The sequence below is a fragment of the Streptomyces sp. NPDC006207 genome, assembly GCF_040613835.1.
In the GTDB taxonomy this organism is placed as follows: Bacteria; Actinomycetota; Actinomycetes; order Streptomycetales; family Streptomycetaceae; genus Actinacidiphila.
This window is the reverse complement of sequence record NZ_JBEXSX010000022.1, coordinates 48,385-74,870: the sequence shown is the minus strand read 5'-3', so window position 1 is coordinate 74,870 and position 26,486 is coordinate 48,385. Positions and strand designations below refer to the sequence as shown.

The following is a 26,486-nucleotide window of genomic DNA, read 5'->3' as shown; positions in this document are numbered from 1 at the left end:
ACTCCTTCGAGGCGCGTGGGATCGATCCCTCCGCGCGGAGAGCGCGGAGGGGGCAGATTTGACCCGTGGGTCGGCATGTGGCTGAGCGGAAGCGTGGTGCTGCTGACGCGTGCGAAGCGGCGTGGCGCTGCACTCTCAGCCGCGGTCATCCCCGGCGCGTCGTCGGGACGGAGAGGCTGCGGCCCCCGATGGCGTCAACTGGTCCAACTTGACTGGCGGCTGGACCAGTTGACTGCATTCCTCTACGGTCATGTTGCCGCTGACTGCAGATCACTAAACTCCATGCAGTCAACTCCACTTGCCTGGCGTGAAGCTGTAGTGTGGGTCACGTGAGCAACGACCGCACTGCCGGTGGGCCCAGGCGCGAGTACGAGCGTGTGGCCGATGCGTTGCGGCACGAAATCGAGGGCGGCGACATCGCCACGGGTGAACAACTCCCCACGCATGCCGAGCTGGTGGATCGCTTCGACGTCTCCCGCGCCACCGTCCAGAAGGCGATCAAGGCGCTCGAGGGCAAGGGCTACGTGGAGTCGGCCCAGGGCAAGGGGGTCTTCGCGCGCGACTGGCGTAAGTCCGCCGTTGCTGCCCATGCCAACGGGACCGCCACGGCGACGGTGGAAGCCGGCAGCGTGGAACTGGACGACGCCATCGCGGGGGCTTTCGAGGCGGAGCACGTCACGATCGATGCGTACTGCCTGACGGCCGAGTCGCTCAACGCGGCCATCGTGCCGCAGGTCAAACGGATCATCCGCGGCGAAATCCGGCCGGGCTCGATCCACCTGCGCCTGCTGCTGCCGCGCACCGACGTACGGCTGGCCGTTCCGCGCAACGTCGAGGACCCCGACGACGAGCGCCCCATGGCGCGGCTCACAGATCTGTCCGCGGCCCACACTCGAGCCCTGAGGAACCTGGAGAACCTGGCCGGTCAGGGCGCCGTACCCGAGGTGAAGGTCGAGGTACGCCTGGTTCCGGTCACACCTCTGCACAAGCTCTACCTGATCAATGGAGACCTGGCCCTCGACGGCATGTACGTCGTCACGGACAACGTCATCAACGTCGACGATGCGACCATCAAAATCCATGACGTCCTGGGTGTCGGGGCCAAGCTTTACCCGCAGCCACGGGAACGTGTGGAACTCTCTCAGGAGTGGTTCGACTCTCTGTGGACGAGGCTAGCCAAGCCCGCCTGACATCCGTCGGCATCGAATGCGTCCTGCTGGACTTCGATGGCCCGATCTGCCGGCTCTTCGCCGGGCATCCCGCCTCCGTCGCCGCCTCGCGGCTCAAGGACCGGCTCGGCGACATGTCGCTGCTCCCGTCCGAACTGGCCGGCACGGATGATCCGCACGGGCTGCTGTGGGCGATCGCCACGGGGCCCGGCCGCAACGCGCACGAGGTGAGCGCCGAATTGAACTCCCTCCTGGCGAAGGAGGAGGTCGTGGCGGCCGCATCCGCGACGATCACGCCTGGTGCGGTGGACCTCGTCCGCGGCCTGCGAGCCCGGGGCCTCCACCTCGGAGTGGTCAGCAACAACGGATACGAGGCGATTCGCAACGTCCTCCTCGCGACGCACCTGCTGGAGTTGTTCGACGGGCCGATCATCGGCCGCCCCGATGATGCCCGGCTCATGAAGCCCGATGCCTTCATGCTGCGAGAAGCGGTGAAACGGCTCGGCGCGAAGCCCGAACACTGCCTGTTCGTGGGGGATTCCTGGCGGGACGCCGAGGCTTCACGACGAGCCGACGTCAATTTTGTCGGCTATGCGAAGAGTGCACGCAAGGGACGTGAGATGACGAAGGCAAATGCCAAGTGGGTCGTTTCGCGGATGCAGGACGTGATGGGTTTGTTGCCGTGAGTCGCCGAAGCGGTGTCGTCGTCACGGCCCTCTGGTCAAGTCCCCTGCGGGCACTCAAACTCACTGGGTGACTTCTGATCGCGAGTGGCCGAGGAAAAGCGGCCTCCGGGCCCTGCTGGCCGGCCTCGAGGGAGTGCTGTTCGACTTCGACGGCCCACTCTGCCACCTTTTCGCGCCGAAGGGGGCGGACTGGGTCGCGGAGCAATTGTACGAATTCATCAAAGACAAGAAGCTGCCGACCGTACGTCCCGAAAAGGAGCACAGCCCCATAGATATCCTCCGCGAGGCGGCACGCACGTGGCCGGACTTCGCGGACGTCGCTCACCTCGAAGGCAAACTCACGTCGCTGGAGGAGGGGTGCGCCGAGGATCCGGTGATGACGACTGGTGCCCAGGCGCTGGTGGAAGCCATCAAGGATGATGGAATACCGGTCGCCATAACCACGAACAATTCCGAGGAAGCAGTTCGGGCCTGCCTGGCCAACTGCGGTCTGGGTCCGTTGTTCGGCACGCATGTGTACGGCCGGCGGAACATGGCCGAAGGGCACCCGCTGTTGCTGAAGCCCGACCCCGCATGCATCGAGCGTGCGATCGGGGGCCTTCGACTGGTCCGCCCCGAGCGCTGCCTGTTGATCGGTGATTCGCCCGCGGACGTGCTGGCCGCGAACAGCGCGGACGTGCGGTTCCTCGGTTTCGAGAACCCTCACGTTGACGACAACCAGGAACTGCGCCACGTCTTCCCCGGGACGATCGTCGAGCGTCTGGACGAGATCCGGACGGAGTGGGGCGAAGTCCATGGGCGATGCCGGACGCACTCGGCGAGTGGCGAGACCCACTGACCGCAGTCGTTCCGTGCGGGAAGTCCCGGTTCACCCATTTCGATGGGTTCCATCGTTCGGGCTAGCTCGGGGCGGAATATTTATGCGGCGTCTCGCCTCGCGCGACGTGCGGTTTGCATAGCTCAGTGGGGTTGGAGGGCTCAAAAATGAATAAAGATGCGGTGGAGTTCAGCCCCATGCGGGTCGAGGGAGGGATACGCTTCCTTTTTCTGATCCTCGAGGAATCCGGTGACCAGCCCTACCTACGAGTTCGCGTCGCGAATCGCCACCGAGGTGGTAGGCCCACTCAAAGGGCACCATCACGAGGCATATGCCGTCCGCCTGATCCCCGGCACGCCGCTCGGTGACAAGTTCAGGTGGCTGAAGCTGCGCGAACCCCGGGAACACGCCGTCTGGTACGACCACAGGTGCTTCGCGTCGGAGGAGCAACTTGTCCTGGAATTGGGCGGTCGAATTCCGCGCATTCCCAAGGTCGTCGACGTGAGTGAGCTCGTGGACGTTCCCGCCGGAGTGACTTTTGTCGAATTCATCGAAGGCCGGACTCTCGGAGATCTGACATCTCCCGGAAGGTCGGTTCCCCGGCGCTACAGAAGAAGATTGATCCAATTCTTCGGTTCCTTGGTGTCGGTCGACGCGTCGCGTGTCCGCGCGGATCGCGTCTGCGGGAACGAGCCGGGGCATCTCCCTTTCAACGGTAACGACAGCACGAGTTTCCTGGGAAACCTGATCGGCCACACTCGCGGGGTGTTTGACAAGAGAAGGACGGTACTCGATCCGCTTTTTGATGCACTGGCGATCCCCGATGGCCTCTTGGAAACACTCCCCGACGCATTGGGAAACCTCACCAGGCGCCCGTTCGCCCTCCTGCACGGTGACCTGCACCGCGAAAACCTCGTGGTCGACGGCGACCGGGAACTGTGGACGATCGACTGGGAGCTCGCCCGCATCGGTGACCCGCTCTACGACCTCGCCACGCACCTTCACCTGATGCGCTACCCCCGCCGGCAGGCACGGCAGATGGTCCGGGGCTGGCGAAAGGTTGTGGGGAAGAGTTTGCCGGGGGCGTCGGACGCGGTGGAGGGTGATCTTCCCCGTTACCTCGCGTACAAGCGAGTCCAGTCCGTCTATACGGATGTGATGCGCGGGGCGATGGCGGCCAGTTGGGCCCCCGAGGACGGGCCGGGACAGCGTGAGGTGGTGACGCATGCCGTGGCATCCATCGCTGCGGCGCTCACCCGTGCCCGGCGCGGAGAGGACGGCACGGGCCTACGCCACGTGGGGCTGCGGACGGTTGCCACTCCCGAGCGGATCGAGAAGGAACTCCTCCACTGGCTGGAGGAGTACGGAGCCCGGGCCCGGAAGGTGGATGACGTGACGACGGCAGGCGGGGTGGGCTCGGAGCCTCGGCTCGACATGATTCCGTCCTTTGAACCCGCGGTACCTGAGGAGCAGAACGGGCCAATCGGGCTGAAGCGCGGCGCTACAGTCTGAGGGTGAGCAACGACCCGACTGCCGGTGGGTCCAGGCGCGAGTACGAGCGTGTGGCCGATGCGTTGCGTCATGAGATCGAGAGCGGCGACATAGCGGCGGGCTCGCAACTACCCACGCATGCGGAGCTGGTGGCCCGCTTCGCTGTCTCCCGTGCCACGCTCCAGAGGGCGCTCAAGGAGCTTGTGAGCCGGGGCTACCTGGAGACGATCCAGGGCGTTGGGGTCTTCGTCCGGGACTGGCGCGACGGCGTCGGCGAGACACACGGCGACCGGCAGGCGGCGGAGGCCGGCAGCATCGAACTGGACGATGCCATCGCGGACGCGTTCGAGGCGGAGCACATCACGATCGACGCGTACTGCCTGACCGCCGAGTCGCTCAACGCGGCCCTCGTGCCGCAGGCGCGCCGGATCCTCAGGGGGGAGCTCCGGCCGTCGTCGATCCGGGTCCGGTTCCTGCTCGCCCGCCCCGGAGCGCACTTGGCGATCCCCCGGATCGTGGGGGAGCCGGAGGACGCCCGGCCGCTTGACCGGCTGTCCGAGTTGATCGAGCGCCACGCGTTCGCCCTGCGCAACCTGCTGGAGGACCTGGGCAGACGGGGGATCGACGTGGCCGTCGACGTCCGGACTCTCCCCATCACGCCGGTGGCCAAGTATTACCTGCTCAATGGGCATCAGGGGCTCATGGGCTTCTACAAGGTCGAGGCGAACACCGTGGACCTCCCGGACGGCGAGACCGCCCAGATCTACGACGTCCTGGGCCTGGGGGCGCGGCTGTACCCCCAGGGGCCCGAGCAACGGGCCGAGTGCCAGCAGTGGTTCGACTCCCTGTGGAACACCATCGCCGAATCGGTCTGACGCCCACGACCTCGGTGCCTGGCTCACATCACCAGTGACATCCAGTGCCCCGGCACCTCCAGCGGCTGGAACCCCACCTTCGTGTACACCCCGTGGGCGTCGTGCGTCGCGAGGAGCACGCGCCGCACGCCCAGGCCCTCCAGGTGGTCGCGGGCAGCGGTCGCCAGGGCCGTGGCGAGGCCGTGGCCGCGGGCGGCGGGGGTCACGTAGACGTCGCAGAGCCAGGCGAAGGTGGCGTGGTCGGTGACGACGCGGGCGCAGGCGACCTGGGTGCCGGTCTCCTTGTCGTACGCGCCGAAGTTGAGGGAGGCGGCGATCGCGGCGTCCTGGACGGCGCGGGGGCGGCCGAGGGCCCAGTAGGCGTCGGTGGAGAGCCAGTGGTGGACCAGGGCGGCGTCTATGCGGGCGGGGTCGGCGGAGATCTCGTACCGGTCGTCTCTCATGGGGCCTGAGGGTAGGGGATGCGGCTCCGTGCAGTGCTGCTTACCGGTGGGATGAAGGACTATTAACTGGACCTTGAGGGTGCCGTGGGCCCACGCTCGATGGCATGGGTATTCACGTACCGCTCATCACGCCCTTCGACGAGGCCGGCCGCGTGGACGCCGGCGCGCTGGGGCGGCTGGCGCACGAGGTGGCCGACGGGGGTGTCGCCGGGCTGGTGGCGCTGGGGACGACGGCCGAGGCGGCGATGCTGGACGAGGCCGAGAAGGCGGTCGTCCGGGAGACCGTGGGGCGGGTGTGCCGCGAGCGGGGGCTGCGGTACACCGTGGGCGCCGGGGGGACGGACACGCGCAGGGCCGCGGCGGAACTCGCGGGGCTGGACGCGGACGCCGCGCTCGTGTCCGTGCCGTCGTACGTCAGGCCTTCGCAGGAAGGGGTCGTCGCGCACTTCGAGGCCCTGGCGCGGGCATCCGCGGTGCCGCTGGTCGTCTACAACATCCCCTACCGCACCGGGCTCGCCCTCACCGCGGACACGGTGCGCAGGGTCGCCGCGATCGACGGGGTCGCGGGCTTCAAGCACGCCGTCGGCGGCATCGACCAGGACACCGTGCTGCTGGTGGGGGAGGTGCCGCTGTACGCCGGGGACGACGTGTTCGCGCCGGCGCTGCTCGCCCTGGGCGCGCGGGGGGCGATCGCGGCGTCCGCGCACCTGGCCACCGAGCGGTGGGTGGAGGAGGCCCGTTTCCACGACGCGGAGCGCGGGCATGCGCTCGCGAGGCTCGCCGCCGCCTGCTTCGCCGAGCCGAACCCCACGGTGATCAAGGCGGTGCTGCACGCCCAGGGACGCATCCCGACCCCCGACGTGCGGCTGCCGCTGCTGCCCGCCGGGCGACCGTCGCTCGAGACGGCACTCCGGGCACTCGCCGCGTCGGGGGATACTCGGGACCGTACGTACGCACTGATCGGAGAGACCGGATGAGGATCGGAATCGTCGGAGCCACCGGCCAGGTCGGCGGTGTCATGCGCAAGGTGCTGGCCGAGCGCGACTTCCCGGTGGAGCGGCTGCGGCTGTTCGCGTCGGCCCGTTCGGCGGGACGTGCCGTGCCGTGGAAGGACGGCGAGGTCACGGTCGAGGACGCGGCCACCGCGGACTACTCGGGTCTCGACATCGTGCTGTTCTCCGCGGGCGGCGCCACCTCCAAGGCGCTGGCCCCCAAGGTCGCCGCCGCGGGCGCGGTCGTGATCGACAACTCCTCCGCCTGGCGGATGGACCCCGAGGTCCCGCTGGTCGTCGCCGAGGTCAACCCGCAGGCGATCGCCGACCGGCCCAAGGGCATCATCGCCAACCCGAACTGCACCACCATGGCCGCCATGCCCGTGCTGCGCCCGCTGCACGAGGAGGCGGGGCTGACCGCGCTCGTCGCCACCACCTACCAGGCGGTCTCCGGCTCCGGTCTGGCCGGTGTCGCCGAGCTCGACGGCCAGGTGCGCAAGGTCGCCGACCGGGCGACCGAGCTGACCTTCGACGGCGAGGCCGTGGAGTTCCCCGAGCCCGCGGTCTACCAGCGGCCCATCGCGTTCAACGTCGTCCCGCTGGCCGGCAAGATCGTCGACGACGGCCGCTTCGAGACCGACGAGGAGCAGAAGCTCCGCAACGAGTCCCGCAAGATCCTGGGCATCCCGGAGCTGAAGGTGTCCGGCACCTGCGTCCGCGTGCCCGTGTTCTCCGGGCACTCGCTGCAGGTCAACGCACGTTTCGAGCGTCCGGTCAGCGTGGCGCGCGCGTACGAGCTGCTGGGCGCGGCCCCGGGCGTGGAGCTGTCGGAGATCCCCACCCCGCAGCAGGCCGCGGGCAAGGACCCCTCCTACGTCGGCCGGATCCGGGTGGACGAGACCGTCGAGCACGGCCTCGCGCTCTTCCTCTCCAACGACAACCTGCGCAAGGGCGCCGCTCTCAACGCCGTCCAGATCGCGGAGCTGGTCGCCGCCGAGCTGCGCGGCTGACCCCGTTCGCCCCCCTGGATGCCCCGGCGCCGACCGCGCCGGGGCATCCGCCGTCCCGCTTGACCCTCACACCGTGTGAGGCGCTGGACTCGGAGACGTCATGTTCGGAATCGGAGACTTCGCCAGGCACGGCCGCGTGTCGGTCCGCATGCTGCGTCACTACGACGCCGTAGGACTGCTGCGCCCCGACCGTGTCGACCCCGCCACCGGCTACCGCAGCTACGCCGCCGGGCAGCTCGCCCGGCTCAACCGCATCATCGCCCTCAAGGACCTCGGCTTCACGCTCGAACAGGTGCGGTCGATCCTCGACGAGGAGGTGAGCGCGGAGCAGCTGCGCGGCATGCTGCGGCTGCGCCGCGCAGAGCTCGCGGCGGCGATGGCCGCGGACGCGGCGCGGCTGGCGGGCGTCGAGGCGAGGCTCCGCACGATCGAGAGCGAGGGACGGATGTCCACCGACGACGTGGTGATCAAGAGGGTGCCCGCGGTGCGGCTCGCGGAGCTGACGGCGACCGCGGCGGGGTTCGAGCCGGCGCAGATCGGGCCCGTCATCCAGCCGCTGTACGAGGAGCTGTGCCGGCGGCTGGACGCGGCGGGCGTGCGGCCGGTGGGGCCGGGGGTCGCGTACTACGAGGACGCCCCGGAGGGGGAGGGCGCGATCCTCGTCCACGCCGGGCTGCAGGTCGCGGCCGATCCGGACGGCGGGTACGACTTCGCGGTCGTCGACCTGCCGGAGCTGGAGAGCGCGGCGACGATCGTGCACCGCGGCTCCATGGACGACGTCCTGCGCAGCGCCCAGGCCCTGGCGCGGGGGATCGACGCCCAGGGCCACCGGTCCCTCGGCTACCCCCGCGAGCTGTACCTGGAGTGCGAAGGGCATCCCGACACATGGGTGACGGAGCTGCAGGAACCGGTGGCCACGGTGGCGTGACCGGTCAGCCCGTGGGCTTGCCCTGCTGAGCCGCCTCGGCGACCAGCTCGAAGGCCGTCCGGCCGTCCAGGGACTCGCGGATGACGTCCGCGTGCCCGGCGTGCCGGGCGGTCTCCTCGATCAGGTGGAGCAGGATCCATCGGGCGCTGACCTTCATGCCCGGCGGGTTCCAGGGCGCGTCCGGCAGCGGCACCACGACGTCCAGGTCGGGCAGCGCCAGGACGGCCTCCTCGGTCTCCCGGCCGATCCGCGCGTACTCCTCCAGCCAGCCGGCGAGGGTCTCGCCCTCCAGTAGCCGGAAGCCGTCGAGGTAGTCCGCCTCGGTGCCCTTCTTGTCCTCGTGGCCCAGCAGCAGGCCCTGCACCCAGGACTCCTCGGTCCTGGCGACGTGCTTGACCAGCCCGGCGAGGCTCATCTCGCTGACGCTCGGCTGGGAGGAGGCCTGCTCGTCGGTGAGCCCGAGCACCGCGCGGCGCATCCCGCCGCGCTGCGCCTCCAGGTACGCCAGCAGCGCGTCCCGCTCACCCGTCTCGTTCCGTACCACCGTCGGCATCGCGCGCTCCCTTTGGCCATCGGCCTCGGTCGTGGGCGCCGGTGTTCCGGCGTCCTCCGATGTCTTCGACGTTACGCACCGATGCGGTCAGTTCCGGTCCGCGATGGGCCGCGAGGAGAAGGCTCCCTCGGAGAGGACCGGGACGACGGTGGCGGCGTCGAACTCGGTGGCGATCGCGACGTCCTCCGGGAAACCGCCGCCGCTGAGCTCGCGCCCTGAGGCGCAGGCCGCGACGGTGCCGGCGGGGTCGGGCGCCCCGGTGAAGGCGGCCGCCGCGGCGCGCGCCTCGGGGGAGAGCGTCACGGCGGGGGCGTGCCCCCGCAGCGCGGTGACGACCGCACCGGCGCCGAGCAGGTCCTCCAGTGCGGGCCGCAGGGTCCCGTCGGGCCAGCGCTCGCCCGCGGCGATCACCGCGACGGGGCGGTCCCGGACGCCGTAGCCGTGCCGGGCGAGCCACGCGCCGACGGCGGTCGCGTTGCGCAGGCAGGCGGCGACGACGGTCGCCGCCTCCCCGGCCGCCGCGGCGATTGTCGATCCGTTGGGCGAGGGCAGCACCAGCCGCGGGGTGTACGGCGCACGGCGCAGGGCGGCGGGGGACAGCGACCACGGCGAGCGTTCGCTGACCTCCCGCCGCCCCACGGCCAGCCGCGCCCCGACCCGCCGCGCGTACGCGGCCGCCGTCGCGTCGCGCCAGGCGTACGGGTGCACCGCGGTGCCCGCCTCGACGGCCACCGTCACCGCGGTGGTGAAGGACAGGACGTCGACGACGACGAGGCACGCCACGTGCGCCCCGATCCGCCGGGCGCCTTCCGGTCCCCACTCGAACCGCACCCCGTGGCGTGTCTGCAGAAACCATTCCTCGCTCATGGGCGAGGACTATGCCGCCGCGGACCTCTCCTGTACATCGGCGACCGCGCAACTGACGTTGTCCGGACCGCCGGCGGCGTTGGCCAGCCCGACCAGCGTGCGCACCGTCTCCCCGGGCCCGGCGCCGGAGGCGAGCACCCGGCGCAGCTCGTCGTCCGGGACGACGGTGGACAGGCCGTCCGTGCACAGCAGGTAGCGGTCGCCGGGACGCGGGTCGTGCAGCCGCAGGTCGGGCAGGCGCCCGGCGGGACGGGTGCCGGAACCCAAGGCCCGTACGAGCAGCGACCGCTGGGGGTGCGAGGCGGCTTCGGCCTCGGTCAGCCGGCCCTCGTCCACCATCGACTGCACCATCGTGTGGTCGTGCGTGATCCGGAACAGTTCGCCGTCGCGCAGCAGGTACGCCCGGGAGTCCCCGATGTGGACGAGGGCCAGCCGCTCCCCGGACCACAGCAGCGCGGTGAGCGTGGTGCCCGAGTCCGCGAAGCCGCGTACGGTCTCGTCGGCCCGGTCCAGGGCGTCCTGCAGCAGGTCCAGCAGACCGCCGGGGGCGGCAGCGGCGTCGAGCTCCTTCAGCGCGTCGACGGCGGCGGCGCCCGCCGGCGCCCCCTCGTCTCCGAAGCCGTCGGCCACCGCCAGCAGCCGGGCGCCGGCGTAGGCGGTGTCCTGGTTGCCGGGCCGGACCAGGCCGGCGTCGGAAAGGGCGGCGTAGCGCAGTTCCAGGGAGCGGTTCGCGTGGTTGGAGTCGTTCGCGTCGTTCACGACGGAGTCCTTCCGGGACAGGTGATCGACGAGGAAGGCGGCCAGGTCCCGCCGCGCGCCGTGCGCGGCCTCGGCCTGCGCCCAGTACGCCCGGATCTCCCGCGCGGCGGCGGGCGCGTCCAGCGCGCACACCTCACGTATGCGGGCCAGCGGCATCCCCAGCCGCCGCAGCCAGGCCACGAGCCGGGCGCGCTCCAGTTGGGCGGGGGCGTAGTGGCGGTAGCCGGTCAGCGGATCGACCCGCGCGGGCGTCAGCAGCCCCAGCTCGTCGTACAGCCGCAGCGCCTTCGGCGACAGCCGGGACGCCTTCGCGAACGCCCCGATCGTCAGCGAGTCCATGGCGGGCTCCCTCCCTCGGGCCGGGCAAGCCGCCCGGCCGCTTCGATGCTGTGGCCTGCCCCAAGGTCAAGGTCAACCGGCCACCCGGGCGCGGTTCACAGGGCGATCGGCCGGTAGGCGAGCGCGGCGTCGACGATCCGTTCGGGCGGGGCGTCCTCGAGGCCGGCCGGGGGGTGGAAGAGCAGGTCGCAGGCCCGGGGGTGCGGGGTGTTGCAGTCGAAGAGCCGCAGGTAGTAGTCGGTGTCCTCGCCGGCCGGGTCGGCATCGACACGGCGGACGATCTCGACGAGTTCCTCACGCGTGATGTCCGCCACCCGCGGCCGGGCGGGCCGGGCGGCCTCCCGGGCGAACCCTTCCAGGTCGCGCGACACGTCGTACCGGACGAAGTCGGACAGCAGGTAGTCGTGGCCCGTGCGCTCGTTGAAGGCGGCCACGGCCTCCTCCGTCGGTTCGCCGGAGCCGGCCAGGTCCTCGATCCGCTCGATCTCACGGGCGACCTCCGCCAGTCGTTCCGGGTTGACGGGCGGCGGGAGCAGTTCGGCGCGCAGGTCCACGGCGGCATTATGCGGGCCGGGGCCGACAGCGGGCCGGGGCGGCGCCGTGGGTTCGCCGCGGCCGGCTGGGCCGTGCGGGGGATGTCACATCCCCTTAACGAGACTTTTGCAAGCATCTTGCTTGCAAAAGTTAGCACCGCGCGGCATCCTCGGAGGCATGGCTTCACTGAACGTCGGCACCCTCGGTGAGTACCTGCGGGAGCAGCGGCGCAACGCGCAGTTGTCCCTGCGTCAGCTCGCCGACGCCGCGGGGGTGTCCAACCCCTACCTCAGCCAGATCGAGCGCGGGCTGCGCAAGCCCAGTGCCGAGATCCTGCAGCAGCTCGCCAGGGCGCTGCGCATCTCCGCCGAGACCCTGTACGTGCAGGCAGGGATCCTCGACGAGCGGGACCAGGGCGAGGGGATGGAGGTGCGGACCGCCATCCTGGCCGACACGGCGATCAACGAGAAGCAGAAGCAAGTCCTCCTGCAGATCTACGAGTCGTTCCGCAAGGAGAACGCCGCAGTGGAGGAAGCTCTTGACGAGCAGCCCGCCGCGCCGCGCGAGCACGTGGCGAAGAAGGCGGCGAAGAAGGCTGTCGCCGTGCTGAAGCCGAACGCGTCCGGACCGGCCGGACCGGGCAGCGGCGACGACGCCGCGGCCGCCGGGTGACCGGCTGCGCCCGGTCGCGCGGAACGGGCGACTGAACAGACGTACACGCCACCATCCTCAAACGGGAGAAACCCTCATGGCGATCACCGAAGACATCGTCAAGACCCTCAAGGACCCGACCCCGCTGTACGCGCTGGCCGGGACCGCGGACCTCGCGGCCGAGAAGCTCAAGGAGGTCCCGCCGCTGATCGAGAAGATCCGCGCCGAGGCCCCCGAGCGGATCGAGAAGATCCGCGGCACCGACCCCAAGGCCGTGCAGGAGAAGGTGACCGCGCAGGCCAAGGACGCCCAGACCAAGGCGCAGGCCAAGGTCAACGAGCTCCTGGGCACCATCGACGGCGACCTGCGCAAGCTGCGTGACTCCGCACAGGACTTCGCGCTGCAGCAGGTGGGCCGTGCCGCCGAGTACGCGGTCCGTGCCAAGGAGGCCTACGACGGCCTGGCCGAGCGCGGCAAGGACGCGGTCGCGACCTGGCGCGGCGAGGCCGCCGACCAGGTCGAGGACATCGCGGTCGCGATCGAGCCCGAGCCCGTCCCGGCCGCGCGGCAGGCGCCGGTCGCGGACATCAAGCCCGCCCCGGCTCCTTCCCCGGCCCCCGCCCCCGCCCCGGCCCCGGTGCAGGACGGCCAGGCGAAGAAGGCCCCGGTCAAGAAGGCCCCCGCGGCCAAGAAGCCCGCGACGCCGGGCAAGCCCGCTTCCTGAGCGGCCGGAACATCACGGGCCGGGCACGCGTGGCGTGCCCGGCTCGTTGTGCCGGTACGGTGGGAGCCGATGACGGAGGTGGACGGCAATGCTGGTGCAGGGCTTCTACAACTTGCTGGGCTGGATCTCCATCGCCCTGCTGGTCTTCGCGCTCTTCGCGCTGGTCGACGCGGCCATCCGGCGTGAGGACGCCTACCGGGCGGCGGACAAGAAGACCAAGCCCTTCTGGCTGATCATCCTCGCCGTGGCGGCGGCGCTGATCGCGATCCTGCCGATCATGTCGTTCCTGCCGGTCATCGGCCTGATCGCGGTGATCGTCTACACGGTGGACGTGCGTCCCGCCCTCAAGCAGGTGTCCGGTCCGCGACGGCGCGGCGGCGGCAGCAGCAGCGACGGCCCGTACGGCCCCTTCAACCGCTGAGGCGGAGTTCCCCCCGGCCGGCGGACCGGCCGGGCCCTCGGATCAGGCGCCCGACTCCAGGAGCATGAGGGCGACGTCGTCCGTCAGCTCCCCGCCGTTGAGCTCCCGTACCTCCATCATCGCCGCGTCCAGCAGCTCCTCGCCGGCGAGTCCGGCGGACAGCTGCCGCCCGACCAGCTCGACCATGCCGTCCTGGCCCAGCCGCTGCGCGCCCAGGCCGATCCGGCCCTCGATGAGCCCGTCGGTGTAGAGCATCAGGCTCCACGCCTCGCCCAGCTCGAAGCGCGCGCCCTCCCAGCAGTCCCTCTGGGGCAGCAGCCCGAGCGCCGGGCCGCCGTGCTCGTACGGCAGCAGCTGCGGTGCCATCCCGGACAGCGACACCAGCGGCGCCGGGTGACCGGCCAGCCAGAGGTCGGCGGCGCGGCCGTCCGGGCTGATGTCGACCTGGCAGAGGGTCGCGAAGATCTCGTCGTGGGACCGCTCGTGCTCCAGGACCTCCTGCAGGGTGCCCAGCAGGGCGGCCCCGCACAGTCCGGCCAGGGTCAGCGCGCGCCAGGCGATGCGCAGCTCGACGCCGAGGGCGGCCTCGTCCGGGCCGTGGCCGCAGACGTCGCCGATCATCGCGTGCACGGTGCCGTCCGGGGTGCGGACGGTGTCGTAGAAGTCGCCGCCGAGCAGGGCCCGGCTGCGGCCGGGCCGGTAGCGGGCGGCGAAGCGCAGGTCGGCGTCGTGGAGCAGCGGCGTGGGGAGCAGCCCGCGTTCCAGCCGCGAGTTCTCCTGGGCGAGCAGCCGGGTCTCGGTCAGCTGGCGCTGCGCGACGTCGGCGCGCTTGCGCTCCACGGCGTAGCGGATGGCCCGGGTCAGGTGGGACGGGTCCAGGTCGGCCGGGGTCAGGTGGTCCTGGGCGCCGACGCGGACGGCCTCGGCGGCGCGCTCGGCGTCGGTGTCCGTGCCGGCGGTCAGCACCAGCACGGCGGTGCGCGGGGCGAGGCGCAGCAGCTGCCGCAGGCTGTCCAGCCCGTCGGAGACGCCCTCGGCGGCGGGGGCGGACAGCTCCAGCAGGATGCAGTTGACGTCGTCCCTGAGCAGCCGCTCGGCCTCGGTCAGGTTGCGGGCGCGGCGGATGCGGACCCGTGTGCCGGAGACGTCCAGCAGGTCGGGGACGGTGAAGGCACCGACCGGGTCCTCACCGATGACGAGCAGGGTCAGGGCAGGGGAGGTCCGGCCGTCGACCAGGGTGGTTTCCTGGCGCGGCCCCGGCACGACGGCGTACTGGTCGGTGCGCCGCTCGGTCGCGGACATCGGCGACATCGGACAATTCCTTCCCTCCCCCCGAGGGCAACGTCCCGGAGCGGTCGGATCGGTCGGATCGGTTGCTCAGCTCCGAGAACACTGAAGGGCGACCATAGCGGTAGCGCCCGGCGGCGGGGGAGGCCCTGTTGGTAAACCGCCCGTGTCATATGCGGTTCTGAGCTGCGGATTTCGACCGCGGAGGGACGAAGCGGGCATGACCAACGTCACGTTTGCTCGGAGACGGGGTGGTACGGGTCACGCGGCCGGGGTCACAGGACGCAGGTCACAGCGCGGCGGCCCCACGCAGCCGCCCGGCACGGCCGCGTGCGGTCATCCGGGGCGCACGACGCCGAGGACGGGCATCGACCCGGCCCCCGCCATCGTGATCCGCCGCCCGGGGCGCGGCGCGTGGACGATGGCGCCGTCGCCCACGTAGATGCCGACATGGCTGGCGTCGTCGAAGTAGACGACCAGGTCGCCCGGGCGCATCGCCGCCATGGGGACGTGCGGCAGGAGCCGCCACTGCTCCTGCGAGGTGCGCGGGATGCCGACCCCCGCGGCGCGCCAGGCGGCCCGGGTCAGCGCGGAGCAGTCGTACGCGGCCGGGCCGTCCGCCCCCCATTCGTACGGCTTGCCGATCTGCGCCGCGGCGAAGGCGACCGCCGCGGCGCCCTGCCGTGTGGCGCCGGCGGCGTTGCGGCGCAGGTGGGTGGCGGCGTCGGTGCGCAGCCAGGCCACCTGGGAACGGTAGGCGGCCTCGTCCTCCAGCCGTTCCAGCCGTGCCCGCTCCCGGGCCTCCAGGCCGGCGAGCAGGCGTTTCGCCCGGGTCAGACGCGCGGTGACCTCCCGCTCGGCGTCGGCCGCCTCCTTCTGGTCGGCCACGAGGCGCTCCCAGGCGGCGGTGGCGGAGCGGGCGTAGGCGCCCAGCTCCGCCGTGGTGGTGCGCAACTGCTCGATCGTGGTGCCGGCGGCCTGGGCGCCCCGGTCGGCGAGGGCGAGCCCGTCCAGGAAGGCGTCCGGGTCGTCGCTGAGCAGCAGGTCGAGCCCGGGGCCGATGCCGCCGCCGCGGTACTGGGCGCGGGCGAGCGCGCCTGCCCGGGCGGTCAGGGTGCGCAGCCGGATCTGCTCCCGGTCGATGACGCGGGCGAGCGCGACGATCTCCTTCTGCTGGGCGAGGACCCGTTCGTGCGCGGCGTTGTAGGTGTCGGTAGCGCGTTCGGCCTGCCGGTAGAGGGTGCCGACCTCGGCCCGTACGTCCTGGAGCGTGCGGGGCGGGCGGGGCGGATCGGCGTGCGCGACCTGCACGGGGGCGGCGAGGAGCAGCAGCGCGGCACAGGCCAGGCAGGCCGTACGCTTCATGCGGGCACCTCCGCAGCACACATCTGACGGTCCGTCACATGGCTGTGGATGGTGCCACGGAAGACGCGAATCGGCCAGAGCCGTGGGCCGGTGCACCGCCCTCCGGCGCCATGTCGGCCCGGCCCGGGACGTGTTCGGCGGCCGTGGAGGGGTGCCGACGGCTGCCGTCGGCGGGCGGGATCGGCCCGGTGCGGCGGGGCGCCTGCGTCGTCGTGTACGGATCCGACACGCGCCCCGCGCATCGTCCGGGCGGCGTGGCGACCGAGCCGCGGGGATCAGTCCGGTGCCGGGGCCAGGGCCTCCCAGCGGACGGTCACCTCGCCCTGGCGCCAGCGGGACGGGGTGTCGGTGACGGGCCAGCCGCCCGGGCCCGCCAGGCTGCGCACCGTGCGGATCCAGCGCTGCCGTGCGCCCAGGGAGGCGAAGGGCGCGGCGGCCGCCCACGCGCGGTCGAAGTCGGTGAGGAACGTGTGCACGGGCTCGCCCGGCACATTGCGGTGGATCAGCGCCTTGGGCAGCCGCTCCGCCAGGTCGGAGGGGCGCTCCAGCGAGCCGAGCCGGGTGGCGAAGGTCACCGTGCGCGGGCCCTCGGGGCCGAGCGCCACCCACACGTGGCGGCGGCCGATCTCGTCACAGGTGCCCTCCACCAGCAGCCCGTCCGGCGCGAGCCGGGACCGCAGGCGGGTCCACACCTCGGCGACGCGCTCCTCGTCGTACTGGCGCAGCACGTTCGCCGCCCGGATCAGCGCCGGCCTGCGGCCGTCCGGGAGGGGCACCTCGAATCCGCCGTGCGCGAAGGAGAGCCCCTCGCGGGCGTACGGCCGGGCGGCGGCCACCCGGGCCGGGTCGATCTCGATGCCGACGACCTCGGCGTCGGGGCGCGCGGTGCGCAGCCTTCCCAGCAGCTCCAGGGCCGTCCAGGGCGCGGCGCCGTAGCCCAGGTCCACGGCGAGCGGATCGTCGCTGCGGCGCAGCGCGGGCCCGTGCTGCGCCGCGATCCAGCGGTCCATGCGGCGCAGCCGGTTGGGGTTGGTCGTCCCCCGGGTCACCTCTCCGACCGGCCGTGTCGCGCGCATGCGCCGAGCCTATGCGAGCCCGCGGGCGCCGGATCCGGGCCGGGCCGACGGTCACGCTTTGGCAAAGCGGAAATGGATCTAGGCCTTCCGCTGGTTGTCACCGTTCAGGGGCGGCCTCCGCTCGGCCGCCCGTCGGAGAAGTGGAGGAGGCGACGTGAGCCAGTACGTGGCGAAGGTCCTGGCCGGTGGTGCCCATCGCCGGTTGCGCCGCCATGGCGTCGGTGGACGCCGTCCGCGGCGCGTGGCCATGCTCAGCGTGCACACCTCGCCCCTCCACCAGCCCGGCACCGGCGACGCGGGCGGTATGAACGTCTACATCGTCGAGCTGGCCAAGCGGCTCGCGGAGGGCCCCGGCGTGGAGGTCGAGATCTTCACCCGGGCCACCACGGCCGCCCTGCCGCCCACGGTCGAGCTGGCGCCCGGGGTCCTGGTGCGGCACGTGGACGCCGGCCCGTACGAGGGCCTGGCCAAGGAGGATCTTCCCGCGCAGCTGTGCGCCTTCACTCACGGCGTGATGCACGCCGAGGCCAGCCACCGGCAGGGCCACTACGACCTGGTGCACTCGCACTACTGGCTCTCCGGCCACGTCGGCTGGCTCGCCGCCGAGCGCTGGGGCGTCCCGCTCGTCCACGCCATGCACACCATGGCCAAGGTCAAGAACGCGGCGCTCGCCGAGGGCGACACCCCCGAGCCCACGGCCCGGGTCATCGGCGAGACGCAGATCGTCAACGCCGCCGACCGGCTGATCGCCAACACCGCCGAGGAGTCGGACGAGCTGATCCGGCACTACGAGGCCGACCCCGGCAAGGTCGCCGTCGTCCACCCCGGGGTGAACCTGGACCGCTTCCGGCCGGACGCCCACGGCGGCCGCGCCGGGGCCCGCGCGCGCCTCGGCCTGCCGCAGGACGCGGTGATCCCGCTCTTCGCCGGCCGGATACAGCCCCTCAAGGCGCCGGACATCCTGCTGCGCGCCGCGGCCATCCTGCTGGCGGAGGACCCGTCGCTGCGCGACCGCCTCGTCGTCCCGGTCGTCGGCGGGCCGAGCGGCAGCGGCCTGGCCAAGCCCGAGCGCCTGCAGAAGCTCGCCGCCCGGCTCGGCATCTCCGACCTCGTGCGCTTCCAGCCGCCGGTCGCCCAGGACCGGCTCGCGGACTGGTACCGGGCCGCGTCGGTGCTGGTCATGCCCTCGTACAGCGAGTCGTTCGGGCTGGTCGCCATCGAGGCGCAGGCCTGCGGCACGCCGGTGGTGGCGGCCTCGGTCGGCGGGCTGCCGGTGGCCGTGAAGGACGGCGAGACCGGCTTCCTCGTCGCGGGCCACGAACCGGCCGACTACGCGCGCGCCCTGCGCCGCTTCGTCGAGCACCCGGAGCTGGTGCCCGCCATGGGCGGGGCCGCCGCCCGGCACGCGGGGTGCTTCGGCTGGGACGCGGCGGCCACCAGGACCGCCGAGGTGTACGCGGGTGCGATGGCCGAGCGGCGGCGTCGCCTACGATCGCCGCATGGGTGAGCGGGAGCAGACGGCGGCGCGCGCGGCGGTCGAGCGGGCACTGGAGGACGCCGAACTCGGCTGGGAGACCGGAGCCGGGGGCGAGTACGTCGTCAAGCTCCCCGGCACGCGCAAGCTGTCCACCACCGTGGCGCTGGCGGTGGGGCGGCACACCCTGACGGTCAATGCCTTCGTCGTGCGCCGCCCCGACGAGAACCACGAGGCGTTCTACCGCTGGCTCCTGGAGCGCAACACCCGGCTGTACGGCGTGGCCTACGCCATCGACGCGCTCGGCGACGTCTACCTCTCCGGCCGGCTCCCGCTGGTCGCGGTGACCCCCGAGGAGGTCGACCGGCTGCTGGGTGCCGTCCTCGAGAACGCGGACGGCAGCTTCAACACGCTGCTGGAACTGGGCTTCGCCGACGCGATCCGCAAGGAGCACGCATGGCGGACCGCGCGCGGCGAGTCCACGCGCAACCTCGACGCGTTCGCACATCTGATTGGCAAGGCCGGCAAGGGTGCCGAGTAGCCTCGCCGCCGCCTGAGCGTCACCAAGGTCTCGATGACGACGGCTCCCACGGCGGCGCCGCGTCGGCGGGACCGTTGTACGGGGCGCGCTCCGCGCCGTACGAGGTGCGGCGCGCCCTGCGCCTCCCGCGCTAGCAGTCCGCCGTCGGCTCCGGCTCCGGTATCCGTACCGGGGCCGGCGGCGCCGTCTCCACCTGCCCGGCCTGCGCCCCGCGCTCCCGCAGCAGCAGCCAGTAGCCGGCGCCGGCGACCGTGCCGACCACGGCGCAGGCGCCCCACACCACGCCACCGCCCCACCGGTCCAGCGCCACGCCGCCCAGCAGCGGCCCGGCGAAGGACGCCGCGGGCCAGGCGAGCGAGTACATGCCCTGGTAGCGCCCCCGGGCGTGGGCCGGTGCCAGGTCGGCGACCAGCGACATCGAGGCCGGCGCGTGCAGGATCTCGCCGATCGTCCACACCGCCACCGTCAGCGCGTAGAAGGGGACCGAACCGGCGAAGGCGGTGAGCCCGAAGCCCCAGCCCATCAGCAGCGTGCCGGCGGTGAGCAGCGCCGCCACACTCCGCCGCTCGACGAGCCGGGTGAGCGGGATCTGCAGGAGCACGATCAGCAGGCCGTTGAGCCCGATGATCAGGCCGTACTGGCTCGCGGAGAAGCCCTGGCGGCCCATGTCGACCGAGAGGGTCGTCGAACCCTGCTGGGTGACCGTGCCCAGCAGGAACGTCAGCGCGACGAACCACATGAAGCGCTGGTCACGCAGGACGACCCCGAGGCCGACCCGCGACTCCCCGCCCCCGGCCGCCCCGGCGGACCGCCCCGGGCTCGCGGGCTCCCGGCCCGGCATGGACTCCGGCACCTTGGCGTAGATCACCAGCGCGCAGAGCACCGTCATGAACGCGTCGCCGAGGAAGAGCCAGAGGTAGCCCTGCGAGGCGATGAGGCCGGCCGCCGCCGAGGAGACGGCGAAGCCGATGTTGATCGCCCAGTAGTTGAGCGAGAACGCCCGCACCCGGTCCGCGGCGGGCACCACGTCCGCCATCATCGCCTGCACCGCGGGCCGCGAGGCGCTGCTCGCCACGCCGATCACGGTGGCCACGCCCGCGATCTCCGCCTGCCCGTCCACGAAGGCCAGCGTCGCCGTGCCGGCCGCGGCCGCGACCTGCGCCAGCAGCATCGTCGAGCGCCGCCCCAGCCGGTCGGTCAGCACCCCGCCGACGACCGCGCCGACGGCGCCGCCGAGGCCGTACAGGGACGCGACGAGACCGGCGTAAGTGGCGGAGTAGCCCCGGTCGAGGGTGAGGTAGAGCGCGAGGAAGGTGACGACGAAGCCGCCGAGCCGGTTGACCAGTGTGCTGGTCCACAGCCACCAGAAGGTCCGGGGGAGTCCCGAGACGGTCTCCCGTACGGCACGTCTGACATCGGGCACGGCGGCTGCTCCTCGCGGCGTCGGGGCGTCGTAGGCGTAATGGGCCAGGATGGCCTACGCAGCTTACATCGGCCCTCCGGAGGGCACCAAGGGGTTTTCTCTTAGACTCCTTGCCATGGCTGAAGCTCCGTACAAGCTGATCCTCCTCCGCCACGGCGAGAGCGAGTGGAACGCTAAGAACCTCTTCACTGGCTGGGTTGACGTCAACCTGAACGAAAAGGGCGAGAAGGAGGCGGTCCGGGGCGGCGAGCTGCTGAAGGACGCCGGACTGCTCCCCGACGTCGTCCACACCTCCCTCCAGAAGCGCGCGATCCGCACCGCGCAGCTGGCCCTCGAGGCCGCCGACCGGCACTGGATCCCCGTCCACCGCAGCTGGCGCCTCAACGAGCGCCACTACGGCGCCCTCCAGGGCAAGGACAAGGCGCAGACCCTCGCCGAGTTCGGCGAGGAGCAGTTCATGCTCTGGCGCCGTTCCTACGACACCCCGCCGCCGCCGATCGAGGACGGCAGCGAGTTCTCCCAGAGCGACGACCCGCGCTACGCCTCCATCCCGCCGGAGCTGCGTCCGCGCACCGAGTGCCTGAAGGACGTCGTCGACCGCATGCTCCCGTACTGGTACGACGGCATCGTCCCCGACCTCCTCACCGGCCGTACCGTGCTGGTCGCCGCCCACGGCAACAGCCTGCGCGCCCTCGTCAAGCACCTCGACGGCATCTCCGACGCCGACATCGCGGGCCTGAACATCCCCACCGGCATCCCGCTCGCCTACGAGCTCGACGCCGACTTCCGCCCCGTCACCCCGGGCGGCCGCTACCTCGACCCCGAGGCGGCCGCGGCGGCGATCGAGGCCGTGAAGAACCAGGGCAAGAAGAAGTAAGGATCGAGATCACGCCCCCGACCTGCTCTTATGGCGCAGATCGGGGGCGCTTTTACGGTCTGGGCCCAGTGTGGGCCCTCAGTGCCCAGAGTCTTGCGGCCGGAGCGCCAGCCCGAGAGCCTTGCGGGCACGGTCGCGGCTACTCGGCATGAGGTGCGCGTACACCTTCCAGGTCAGGCCCGGATCGGAGTGCCCGAGGTATCGGGCAGGTACCGTCTCCTTCGATCCGCGAACGTGGGAGGTCCTTGTGCACGCCGCTGTCGGGTGCGCCGCGGCCGACCGGGAGGGGAGACGCCTCACCCCCTGCCCGGCTTCCGTGCGGCGGTGTCTCAGCCCTGCGAGAAGGAGAACTTCTCCCACTCCCCGACGGAGGCGGAGCGCGCCCGGAGCATGCCGTAGCCGGTGCCCGTGTAGGCCAACTCGGCGCTCACGTACTGGCCGTTGACGAGGGACCTGATGGTGCAGTAGCTGGGGCAGCGGACTTCGAACTTCTCGAAGCTCTTGACGGCGGCCGCACGCGCCCTGAGCATGCCCACGTCGGCGCCCGTGTAGTTCTTCTCGGCGCTCACGTAACTCCCGGTGCCGTATGAGAAGAGGGTGTAGTACCCGTCCATCGGGCAGAGGGAGAACTTCTCCCAGGGCCCGACGGAGGACGACCGGGCTCGGAGCATGCCGAAGTCGCCCCCGGTGTAGTCCTTCTCCGCGGCGACGAAAAGACCGTTGCCCTTGGACTGGATCTTGATGTCGTCGCAGTGGTCGGTGCCGAGATCCCAGTCAGGGGAGGCCACGGTGACCGTGCCCGACAGAGCTGGAGCGGCGGTCGCGGACGGCGTCGCGGTCAGCACGACTGCGCCCACCGCCACGGCCATGCCGAACTTGCCGGAGATGTTCTTGAGGTTCACGTTCCTGCTTCCTGCGAGCTTCTCGATTTTTGCGCGACGACCTGCCGCGGCGGGCCGGGAACCGGTGGCCGCTGATGGCCGGAGGCGTTCCTGATGCCGACATAAGGCAACCTTGTGGGCATCGACGTCTTATCGACGGGCGGTTGAAGAACGATTGACGCGATGCCGCTCGCCGCCCGGCCCCGCGACCGGAGGCGTCCCCGACGACAGCGTTTCGTGACCCGGTCCGGTCGAGGGGTGGAAGCAGGGTCCCGCGCCGCGCGGTTAGGGGGCCGAACCCGGGGGTTGGTTTCCGCGCGGCTGTGGTGTCCCGGGGGCGTGCCGGGACATCCTGTGCGCATGGAGGACGAGCCCCTGGAGCAGTGGGTGGAGCGCCGCGAGGAACGGCAGGCACGCAGGAAGGGCCGGCTTCGTGCGGGCACCCTTGCTGCGGGGCCGCCGCGGGGCGCTCACGTGGATCCGGACGCCCCACGTCTCATCTCGCAATGGGACGGCTATGCATGGCAACCGGTCGCCGTGGTCTCCGGCCTGGCCGAAGCCCGGGCCCTGCTGAACGCGGCCCGGCGCGGACGGCAGGCCGGGCCCTCGGACGGGGGGCAGCGCGCGGCCCCGCCCCCTTCCGCTGCGGCCGCCGACCGGCGGAAGGCACGGCTGCGGGCGCTGCTGGACGAATAGCCGGGCCTCGGCACGCGCATCGCCGCTCAGGAGTATCAGGAGTAGAAGCTTTGGCCGAACTCCTCGGGCCCGAAGCTGAAGTCGTCCGGGCGCTCCCGGCGCAGTTCCTCGTGCCGGACGGCGACCAGGTCGATGGCCTCGTGGATCGAGCAGCCCAGGGTTTCCCGGATCGTCCGCGCCGCGAACATGATCCGGTGATCGAGGATGTCGCGGTCCACGCTCGCCGGCAGTGCGGTCACGGTCCCCCCGGAAGTCGCTGTCCCCGTAGCAGGGTAGCGCGGCCGCACCGAGCGATGTCGGTGGCCGTCGCTAGCATCGGCGGCAGCCTTCGGGGAGGGAGCCATGGGGTACACCGGCGATGTCGTACTGGCGCGGAGTGACGGGCCGTTGGAGCGGATGCGCGGGTTCGAGGAGACCGCCGACGACCTGGACGTGTGCCTGCCGCGCCCCGGGGGCTGGAAGACGCTGCAGTTCGGCCGGTCGCTTCCGGACAACGACGACGATCGATGGCTGGAGAGGCTGGTGGCCGCGACCGGTTCGCCCGTCCTGATCGCGAGCGTCTTCGACAGCGACGTCTGCTTCGTACGCGGCCTCACGCCCTCCGGGGCGGTCTGGTCCGCCTTCCTCGACCCGGAGATGGCCGCCGACTACGAGATCGCCGGGTCGCCGCCGGCCGTGGACGACGCGCCCCCGGGGGAGAGCGAGAAGGCGCGGAACGTCCGCTGGATGCTCGCGGAGGTGCCGGGGACCGCGGAGGACATCGCCGGCTGGGCCGCCGAGGCCGGGTTCACCGCGGACCGTGACGCCCTGCGCGAGGTGCTCGCCAAACGGGCGGACCCGTTCGTGGAGGACCTGTTCTTCGAACTGATCGACGCCTGCGGACTGCCACCCGTCCAACCGGAAGGAGAAGGAGAGGAAACCGTGGACACCGACCCCCTCGCGCACCCCGGTCACCGCCTCGATGACGACAGCCCCCTCGGCGCCGAGCTGGAGAAGGCGGTGCTGAACCTCCCGCGTGACGGGCACCTGGTCATGGAGTGCGCCGCGGACCAGCAGTGTTACGCCCAGGTGTGGCACCGCCCCGACGGCACGTACCAGCTCGAGTACCGCGACCGCGCCCCCGCCGAGCACTACCGGACGCGAACGGTGTCCGCGGAGAAGGCCGTCGCGGCCCTTCAGGGCTGGACGGCGGGCGGGGTCGCCTGGCGGGACGCCTTCCAGTGGGAGTCGATCGGTGCCTGGTTCGCCGATTCCTAGGGACCCCTCCCCCCATGCCGTCTCGACGGCCGGCGCGTACGACGCCGTCGCCGTCCTCTACGCGGAACTGTTCAGCGACTCCCTCGGCTCGCTCCCGCTGGACCGCGCGCTGATCGCGGCCTTCGCCGACTGCGTGCGGGCGGCCGGCGGGAGGACCGTCGCCGACCTCGGCTGCGGCCCGGGGTACCTCACCGCGCACCTGCGGGACCTGGGGCTGGAGGCCTTCGGCGTCGACCTGTCGCCGGTCATGATCGGCCTCGCCCGCGAGGCCCATCCGGAGCTGCGCTTCGACGTCGGCTCGATGGACGCCCTGGACGCCGTCGCCGACGGCGAGCTGGACGGCATCGTGTCCTGGTACTCCGTCATCCACACGCCGCCGGGCGAACTGCCCCCGTACTTCGACGAGTTCCGCCGGGTCCTGGCCCCGGGCGGCCATCTCCTGCTGGGCTTCTTCGAATCCGGCGGGGGCCCCCTCGAGGCGTTCGACCACAAGGTGACGACGGCCTACCGGTGGCCGATCGACGACCTCGCCGCCCTGGCGACGGCGGCCGGCTTCACCGAAACCGGCCGCATGCTCCGGGAGCCCGGACCGGACGAGCGCTTCCGCAGGGGCCACCTGCTGATGACCAGGGCCCGGCCGGCCGGACCCGGCGTCAGCGCAGCCGCGAGGACGACAGGATCGATGCCAGGTGGGCCACCACCATCAGCCACGTGATCACCGCCAGCGCGGCGAGCGTCCAAGCGGTGGGGGCGGCACTGCCGGTCAGGGTGTCCGCGACGGCCGCGGCGAGCAGGACGAGGGAGGCCTCGATGCCGTTGGTGAGGCGGTGGATCTTGAGGGCCGAGGCGAGCCGCCGGACGGTGGCGACGCCCTCGGAACGGGGCCGGGCCGCCTCGTCGCCGGCGACGGACAGGCCCCGGCGGGCGCGGGCGACGTCGACGAGGTCGGTGGACGCCTTCAGCAGCACGACGCCCAGGGCCGTCGCGAGGCCGACCGAAGCCCAGTACGCGGACCCGTCGTGGGCCACCCGGAAGCCCGCCCCGGTCAGCAGTGCCGCGTCGGCCAGGTAGGCGCCGAGACGGTCGACGTAGATGCCGGTCGCGCTGTTCTGCCCCTTCCAGCGGGCGACCTCGCCGTCCACGCAGTCGAAGAGCAGGAAGAGCTGGAAGAGCACGGCGGCCAGCACGGCCCCGGTGAGCCCGGGGATGAGAAGGGCGGCGCCCGCGCCGACACCGCACACGACCATCGTCCACGTCAGCGTGTCGGGGGAGATCCGGGTCCGCACCAGCTGCCGGGTCATGCGGAGCGAAACGCGCCGCATGTACAGGCGGCCCGCCCAGTGCTCGCCGTTGCGGCTCCGCAGCTTCGCCTGCGGCTGGCAGACCTCGCGCAGCTCCGCCAGTGCCGGGGCAGCAACCATGACGATCTCCTCCCAATTGATCACCGCGCGCCGTGGTGATCGGCACAGGCTAGGGGACGCCTCCGCGAGTCCCGTCGGGGGCCCCGGGACGGCGAACCGGCACATGGCCGTACGCCGATGAGTTTCCGGCGCCGGGACCGTCCTTAGGACGTACGCGCCCATGCGTCAGGAGGAGGCAGCGATGACCACCGACGGATTCACCACGTGCCTGTGGTTCGACGGGAAGGCCGAGGAGGCGGCGAACCACTACGTCTCGATCTTCAAGAACTCCGCGATCGGCACGATCGGCCGCTACAACGAGGCCGGGCCCGGCCCCGCGGGGTCCGTGCTGGCCGTGGAGTTCACGGCCAACGGGCAGAAGTTCGTGGCGCTCAACGGCGGTCCGCACTTCACCTTCAACGAGGCGGTCTCGTTCCAGATCCGCTGCGCCGACCAGGCCGAGGTCGACTACTACTGGGAGAAGCTCACCGACGGCGGTGAGGAGGGCCCCTGCGGATGGCTGAAGGACCGGTACGGGGTGTCCTGGCAGGTGTTCCCCGAGGTGCTGCTGGAGATGGTCGGGGACGCCGACCCGGAGAAGGCCCGGCGGGCCACGGAGGCGATGCTGTCCATGAAGAAGATGGACCTCGCCGCGCTGCGGCGCGCGTACGACGGCGGGTGACCCGGGGGACACGGCGTCGGGGGCCCGTCCGGAGCGACCGGACGGGCCCCCGAGCGTGAGGAACGCGGGTGGCGTGGACTCGGTGGAGTCAGCAGCTGCCGCCGCAGCGGCAGGGCGCTCCGGACTGGCAGCCGCATCCGCAGCCCGAACCGCAGCCGCACGCTCCGAGCAACGGCAGCTCACGGATGCCGGGGGATTGCGGGGTCCCCTCGGGGGACGGCTGGTCGCGGGCGGTGGGCGACGTGGGGGACTCGGGCATGGTTACCCT

Annotated in this window: 30 protein-coding genes; 18 read left to right on the top strand and 12 right to left on the bottom strand. The window is 71.9% G+C overall.

Annotation, left to right across the window (positions count from 1 at the left end):
* The first annotated feature begins 329 nt into the window (after positions 1-329).
* The 5 genes from ABZ312_RS19550 (at position 330) to ABZ312_RS19530 (ending at position 5,038) form a co-directional block, all read left to right on the top strand.
* A complete protein-coding gene (locus ABZ312_RS19550; protein ID WP_500358918.1) occupies positions 330-1,190 on the top strand; it encodes a winged helix-turn-helix domain-containing protein in 861 nt (286 codons plus the stop codon).
* Positions 1,163-1,855, top strand: a complete 693-nt coding sequence (locus ABZ312_RS19545) for an HAD family hydrolase (RefSeq protein ID WP_500330780.1) — start codon at positions 1,163-1,165, stop codon at positions 1,853-1,855. Before ABZ312_RS19550 ends, ABZ312_RS19545 begins: the two co-directional genes overlap by 28 nt.
* Positions 1,856-1,922: 67 nt before the next feature.
* The gene (locus ABZ312_RS19540) at positions 1,923-2,693 is read left to right on the top strand and encodes an HAD family hydrolase (RefSeq protein WP_500438306.1); all 771 of its coding nucleotides are present in this window, start codon (positions 1,923-1,925) and stop codon (positions 2,691-2,693) included.
* A gap of 228 nt (positions 2,694-2,921) precedes the next feature.
* Positions 2,922-4,184, top strand: a complete 1,263-nt coding sequence (locus ABZ312_RS19535; RefSeq protein ID WP_500438304.1) for a phosphotransferase — start codon at positions 2,922-2,924, stop codon at positions 4,182-4,184.
* Positions 4,185-4,186: 2 nt separating this feature from the next.
* On the top strand, positions 4,187-5,038 hold the full coding sequence (locus tag ABZ312_RS19530; protein WP_500438302.1) for a GntR family transcriptional regulator: 852 nt from the start codon (positions 4,187-4,189) through the stop codon (positions 5,036-5,038).
* Positions 5,039-5,061: 23 nt separating this feature from the next.
* On the opposite strand, the gene ABZ312_RS19525 is transcribed toward ABZ312_RS19530, so the two are convergent.
* Positions 5,062-5,481, bottom strand: a complete 420-nt coding sequence (locus tag ABZ312_RS19525) for a GNAT family N-acetyltransferase (protein ID WP_500330788.1) — start codon at positions 5,479-5,481, stop codon at positions 5,062-5,064.
* 104 nt (positions 5,482-5,585) lie between these two features.
* Between ABZ312_RS19525 and ABZ312_RS19520 the strand changes: the two genes are divergently transcribed.
* The 3 genes from ABZ312_RS19520 to ABZ312_RS19510 all read left to right on the top strand — a co-directional run bounded on the left by ABZ312_RS19520 (position 5,586) and on the right by ABZ312_RS19510 (position 8,411).
* Positions 5,586-6,458: a dihydrodipicolinate synthase family protein gene (locus ABZ312_RS19520; protein WP_500330790.1), complete on the top strand. Its 873-nt coding sequence runs from the start codon at positions 5,586-5,588 to the stop codon at positions 6,456-6,458.
* Positions 6,455-7,483 (top strand): aspartate-semialdehyde dehydrogenase, encoded by a 1,029-nt coding sequence (locus ABZ312_RS19515; protein WP_499513153.1) that lies wholly within the window; start codon positions 6,455-6,457, stop codon positions 7,481-7,483. Before ABZ312_RS19520 ends, ABZ312_RS19515 begins: the two co-directional genes overlap by 4 nt.
* A gap of 100 nt (positions 7,484-7,583) precedes the next feature.
* Positions 7,584-8,411: a MerR family transcriptional regulator gene (locus ABZ312_RS19510; RefSeq protein WP_500330792.1), complete on the top strand. Its 828-nt coding sequence runs from the start codon at positions 7,584-7,586 to the stop codon at positions 8,409-8,411.
* A 4-nt stretch (positions 8,412-8,415) separates the two neighbouring features.
* On the opposite strand, the gene ABZ312_RS19505 is transcribed toward ABZ312_RS19510, so the two are convergent.
* The 4 genes from ABZ312_RS19505 to ABZ312_RS19490 form a co-directional block, all read right to left on the bottom strand.
* Positions 8,416-8,964 (bottom strand): DinB family protein, encoded by a 549-nt coding sequence (locus ABZ312_RS19505; protein ID WP_500438300.1) that lies wholly within the window; start codon positions 8,962-8,964, stop codon positions 8,416-8,418.
* Positions 8,965-9,051: 87 nt separating this feature from the next.
* Positions 9,052-9,831 (bottom strand): 2-phosphosulfolactate phosphatase, encoded by a 780-nt coding sequence (locus ABZ312_RS19500; RefSeq protein WP_500358920.1) that lies wholly within the window; start codon positions 9,829-9,831, stop codon positions 9,052-9,054.
* A 9-nt stretch (positions 9,832-9,840) separates the two neighbouring features.
* Positions 9,841-10,929, bottom strand: coding sequence for a MerR family transcriptional regulator (locus ABZ312_RS19495; protein WP_500330797.1), 1,089 nt, complete (start codon positions 10,927-10,929; stop codon positions 9,841-9,843).
* 95 nt (positions 10,930-11,024) lie between these two features.
* Positions 11,025-11,483: a bacteriocin immunity protein gene (locus ABZ312_RS19490; RefSeq protein WP_500438298.1), complete on the bottom strand. Its 459-nt coding sequence runs from the start codon at positions 11,481-11,483 to the stop codon at positions 11,025-11,027.
* Positions 11,484-11,640: 157 nt separating this feature from the next.
* Between ABZ312_RS19490 and ABZ312_RS19485 the strand changes: the two genes are divergently transcribed.
* The 3 genes from ABZ312_RS19485 to ABZ312_RS19475 all read left to right on the top strand — a co-directional run bounded on the left by ABZ312_RS19485 (position 11,641) and on the right by ABZ312_RS19475 (position 13,259).
* Positions 11,641-12,135 (top strand): helix-turn-helix domain-containing protein, encoded by a 495-nt coding sequence (locus tag ABZ312_RS19485; RefSeq protein ID WP_499513159.1) that lies wholly within the window; start codon positions 11,641-11,643, stop codon positions 12,133-12,135.
* Positions 12,136-12,211: 76 nt separating this feature from the next.
* Entirely contained in the window at positions 12,212-12,838 is a 627-nt protein-coding gene (locus ABZ312_RS19480; protein ID WP_500330800.1) for a hypothetical protein, read from the top strand.
* Positions 12,839-12,926: 88 nt separating this feature from the next.
* Positions 12,927-13,259, top strand: a complete 333-nt coding sequence (locus tag ABZ312_RS19475) for a DUF2516 family protein (protein ID WP_500330802.1) — start codon at positions 12,927-12,929, stop codon at positions 13,257-13,259.
* A gap of 42 nt (positions 13,260-13,301) precedes the next feature.
* Here the strand turns inward: ABZ312_RS19475 and ABZ312_RS19470 are convergent, their stop codons facing one another.
* From ABZ312_RS19470 to ABZ312_RS19460, 3 genes are all read right to left on the bottom strand, one after another.
* Positions 13,302-14,570, bottom strand: coding sequence for a PP2C family protein-serine/threonine phosphatase (locus tag ABZ312_RS19470; RefSeq protein WP_500438296.1), 1,269 nt, complete (start codon positions 14,568-14,570; stop codon positions 13,302-13,304).
* A gap of 312 nt (positions 14,571-14,882) precedes the next feature.
* Positions 14,883-15,911 carry a C40 family peptidase gene (locus tag ABZ312_RS19465; RefSeq protein ID WP_500330806.1) on the bottom strand — a complete coding sequence of 343 codons (1,029 nt, stop codon included), beginning with the start codon at positions 15,909-15,911 and terminating at the stop codon, positions 14,883-14,885.
* A 275-nt stretch (positions 15,912-16,186) separates the two neighbouring features.
* Complete coding sequence (locus tag ABZ312_RS19460; protein ID WP_500330808.1) at positions 16,187-16,987, bottom strand: class I SAM-dependent methyltransferase; 801 nt, start codon at positions 16,985-16,987, stop codon at positions 16,187-16,189.
* A 154-nt stretch (positions 16,988-17,141) separates the two neighbouring features.
* Here ABZ312_RS19460 and mshA point away from each other — a divergent pair, with 154 nt between their 5' ends.
* A complete protein-coding gene (mshA, locus tag ABZ312_RS19455; RefSeq protein ID WP_500330810.1) occupies positions 17,142-18,494 on the top strand; it encodes a D-inositol-3-phosphate glycosyltransferase in 1,353 nt (450 codons plus the stop codon).
* Positions 18,487-19,002, top strand: coding sequence for a YbjN domain-containing protein (locus tag ABZ312_RS19450; protein ID WP_500358872.1), 516 nt, complete (start codon positions 18,487-18,489; stop codon positions 19,000-19,002). The genes mshA and ABZ312_RS19450 overlap by 8 nt, the downstream gene beginning before the upstream one ends.
* A 130-nt stretch (positions 19,003-19,132) precedes the next feature.
* Here ABZ312_RS19450 and ABZ312_RS19445 read toward each other — a convergent pair whose 3' ends face one another.
* Entirely contained in the window at positions 19,133-20,425 is a 1,293-nt protein-coding gene (locus tag ABZ312_RS19445; protein ID WP_500330814.1) for an MDR family MFS transporter, read from the bottom strand.
* A gap of 115 nt (positions 20,426-20,540) precedes the next feature.
* Here ABZ312_RS19445 and ABZ312_RS19440 point away from each other — a divergent pair, with 115 nt between their 5' ends.
* Positions 20,541-21,302, top strand: coding sequence for a phosphoglyceromutase (locus ABZ312_RS19440; RefSeq protein WP_089227655.1), 762 nt, complete (start codon positions 20,541-20,543; stop codon positions 21,300-21,302).
* A 329-nt stretch (positions 21,303-21,631) separates the two neighbouring features.
* On the opposite strand, the gene ABZ312_RS19435 is transcribed toward ABZ312_RS19440, so the two are convergent.
* Complete coding sequence (locus ABZ312_RS19435) at positions 21,632-22,204, bottom strand: fascin domain-containing protein (protein ID WP_500330816.1); 573 nt, start codon at positions 22,202-22,204, stop codon at positions 21,632-21,634.
* A 339-nt stretch (positions 22,205-22,543) separates the two neighbouring features.
* Between ABZ312_RS19435 and ABZ312_RS19430 the strand changes: the two genes are divergently transcribed.
* Positions 22,544-22,879: a DUF6087 family protein gene (locus tag ABZ312_RS19430; RefSeq protein WP_500330249.1), complete on the top strand. Its 336-nt coding sequence runs from the start codon at positions 22,544-22,546 to the stop codon at positions 22,877-22,879.
* Positions 22,880-22,914: 35 nt separating this feature from the next.
* On the opposite strand, the gene ABZ312_RS19425 is transcribed toward ABZ312_RS19430, so the two are convergent.
* Positions 22,915-23,118, bottom strand: a complete 204-nt coding sequence (locus ABZ312_RS19425; RefSeq protein ID WP_500330247.1) for a hypothetical protein — start codon at positions 23,116-23,118, stop codon at positions 22,915-22,917.
* A gap of 103 nt (positions 23,119-23,221) precedes the next feature.
* Between ABZ312_RS19425 and ABZ312_RS19420 the strand changes: the two genes are divergently transcribed.
* Both ABZ312_RS19420 and ABZ312_RS19415 read left to right on the top strand, forming a co-directional pair.
* Entirely contained in the window at positions 23,222-24,136 is a 915-nt protein-coding gene (locus tag ABZ312_RS19420; protein ID WP_500330246.1) for a hypothetical protein, read from the top strand.
* A complete protein-coding gene (locus ABZ312_RS19415; RefSeq protein WP_500330244.1) occupies positions 24,114-24,851 on the top strand; it encodes a class I SAM-dependent methyltransferase in 738 nt (245 codons plus the stop codon). Before ABZ312_RS19420 ends, ABZ312_RS19415 begins: the two co-directional genes overlap by 23 nt.
* On the opposite strand, the gene ABZ312_RS19410 is transcribed toward ABZ312_RS19415, so the two are convergent.
* Entirely contained in the window at positions 24,790-25,557 is a 768-nt protein-coding gene (locus ABZ312_RS19410) for a CDP-alcohol phosphatidyltransferase family protein (protein ID WP_500330242.1), read from the bottom strand. The two genes, ABZ312_RS19415 and ABZ312_RS19410, sit on opposite strands and share 62 nt — an antisense overlap.
* A gap of 181 nt (positions 25,558-25,738) precedes the next feature.
* Between ABZ312_RS19410 and ABZ312_RS19405 the strand changes: the two genes are divergently transcribed.
* Entirely contained in the window at positions 25,739-26,218 is a 480-nt protein-coding gene (locus ABZ312_RS19405) for a VOC family protein (protein ID WP_500330240.1), read from the top strand.
* Positions 26,219-26,486 lie beyond the last annotated feature (268 nt).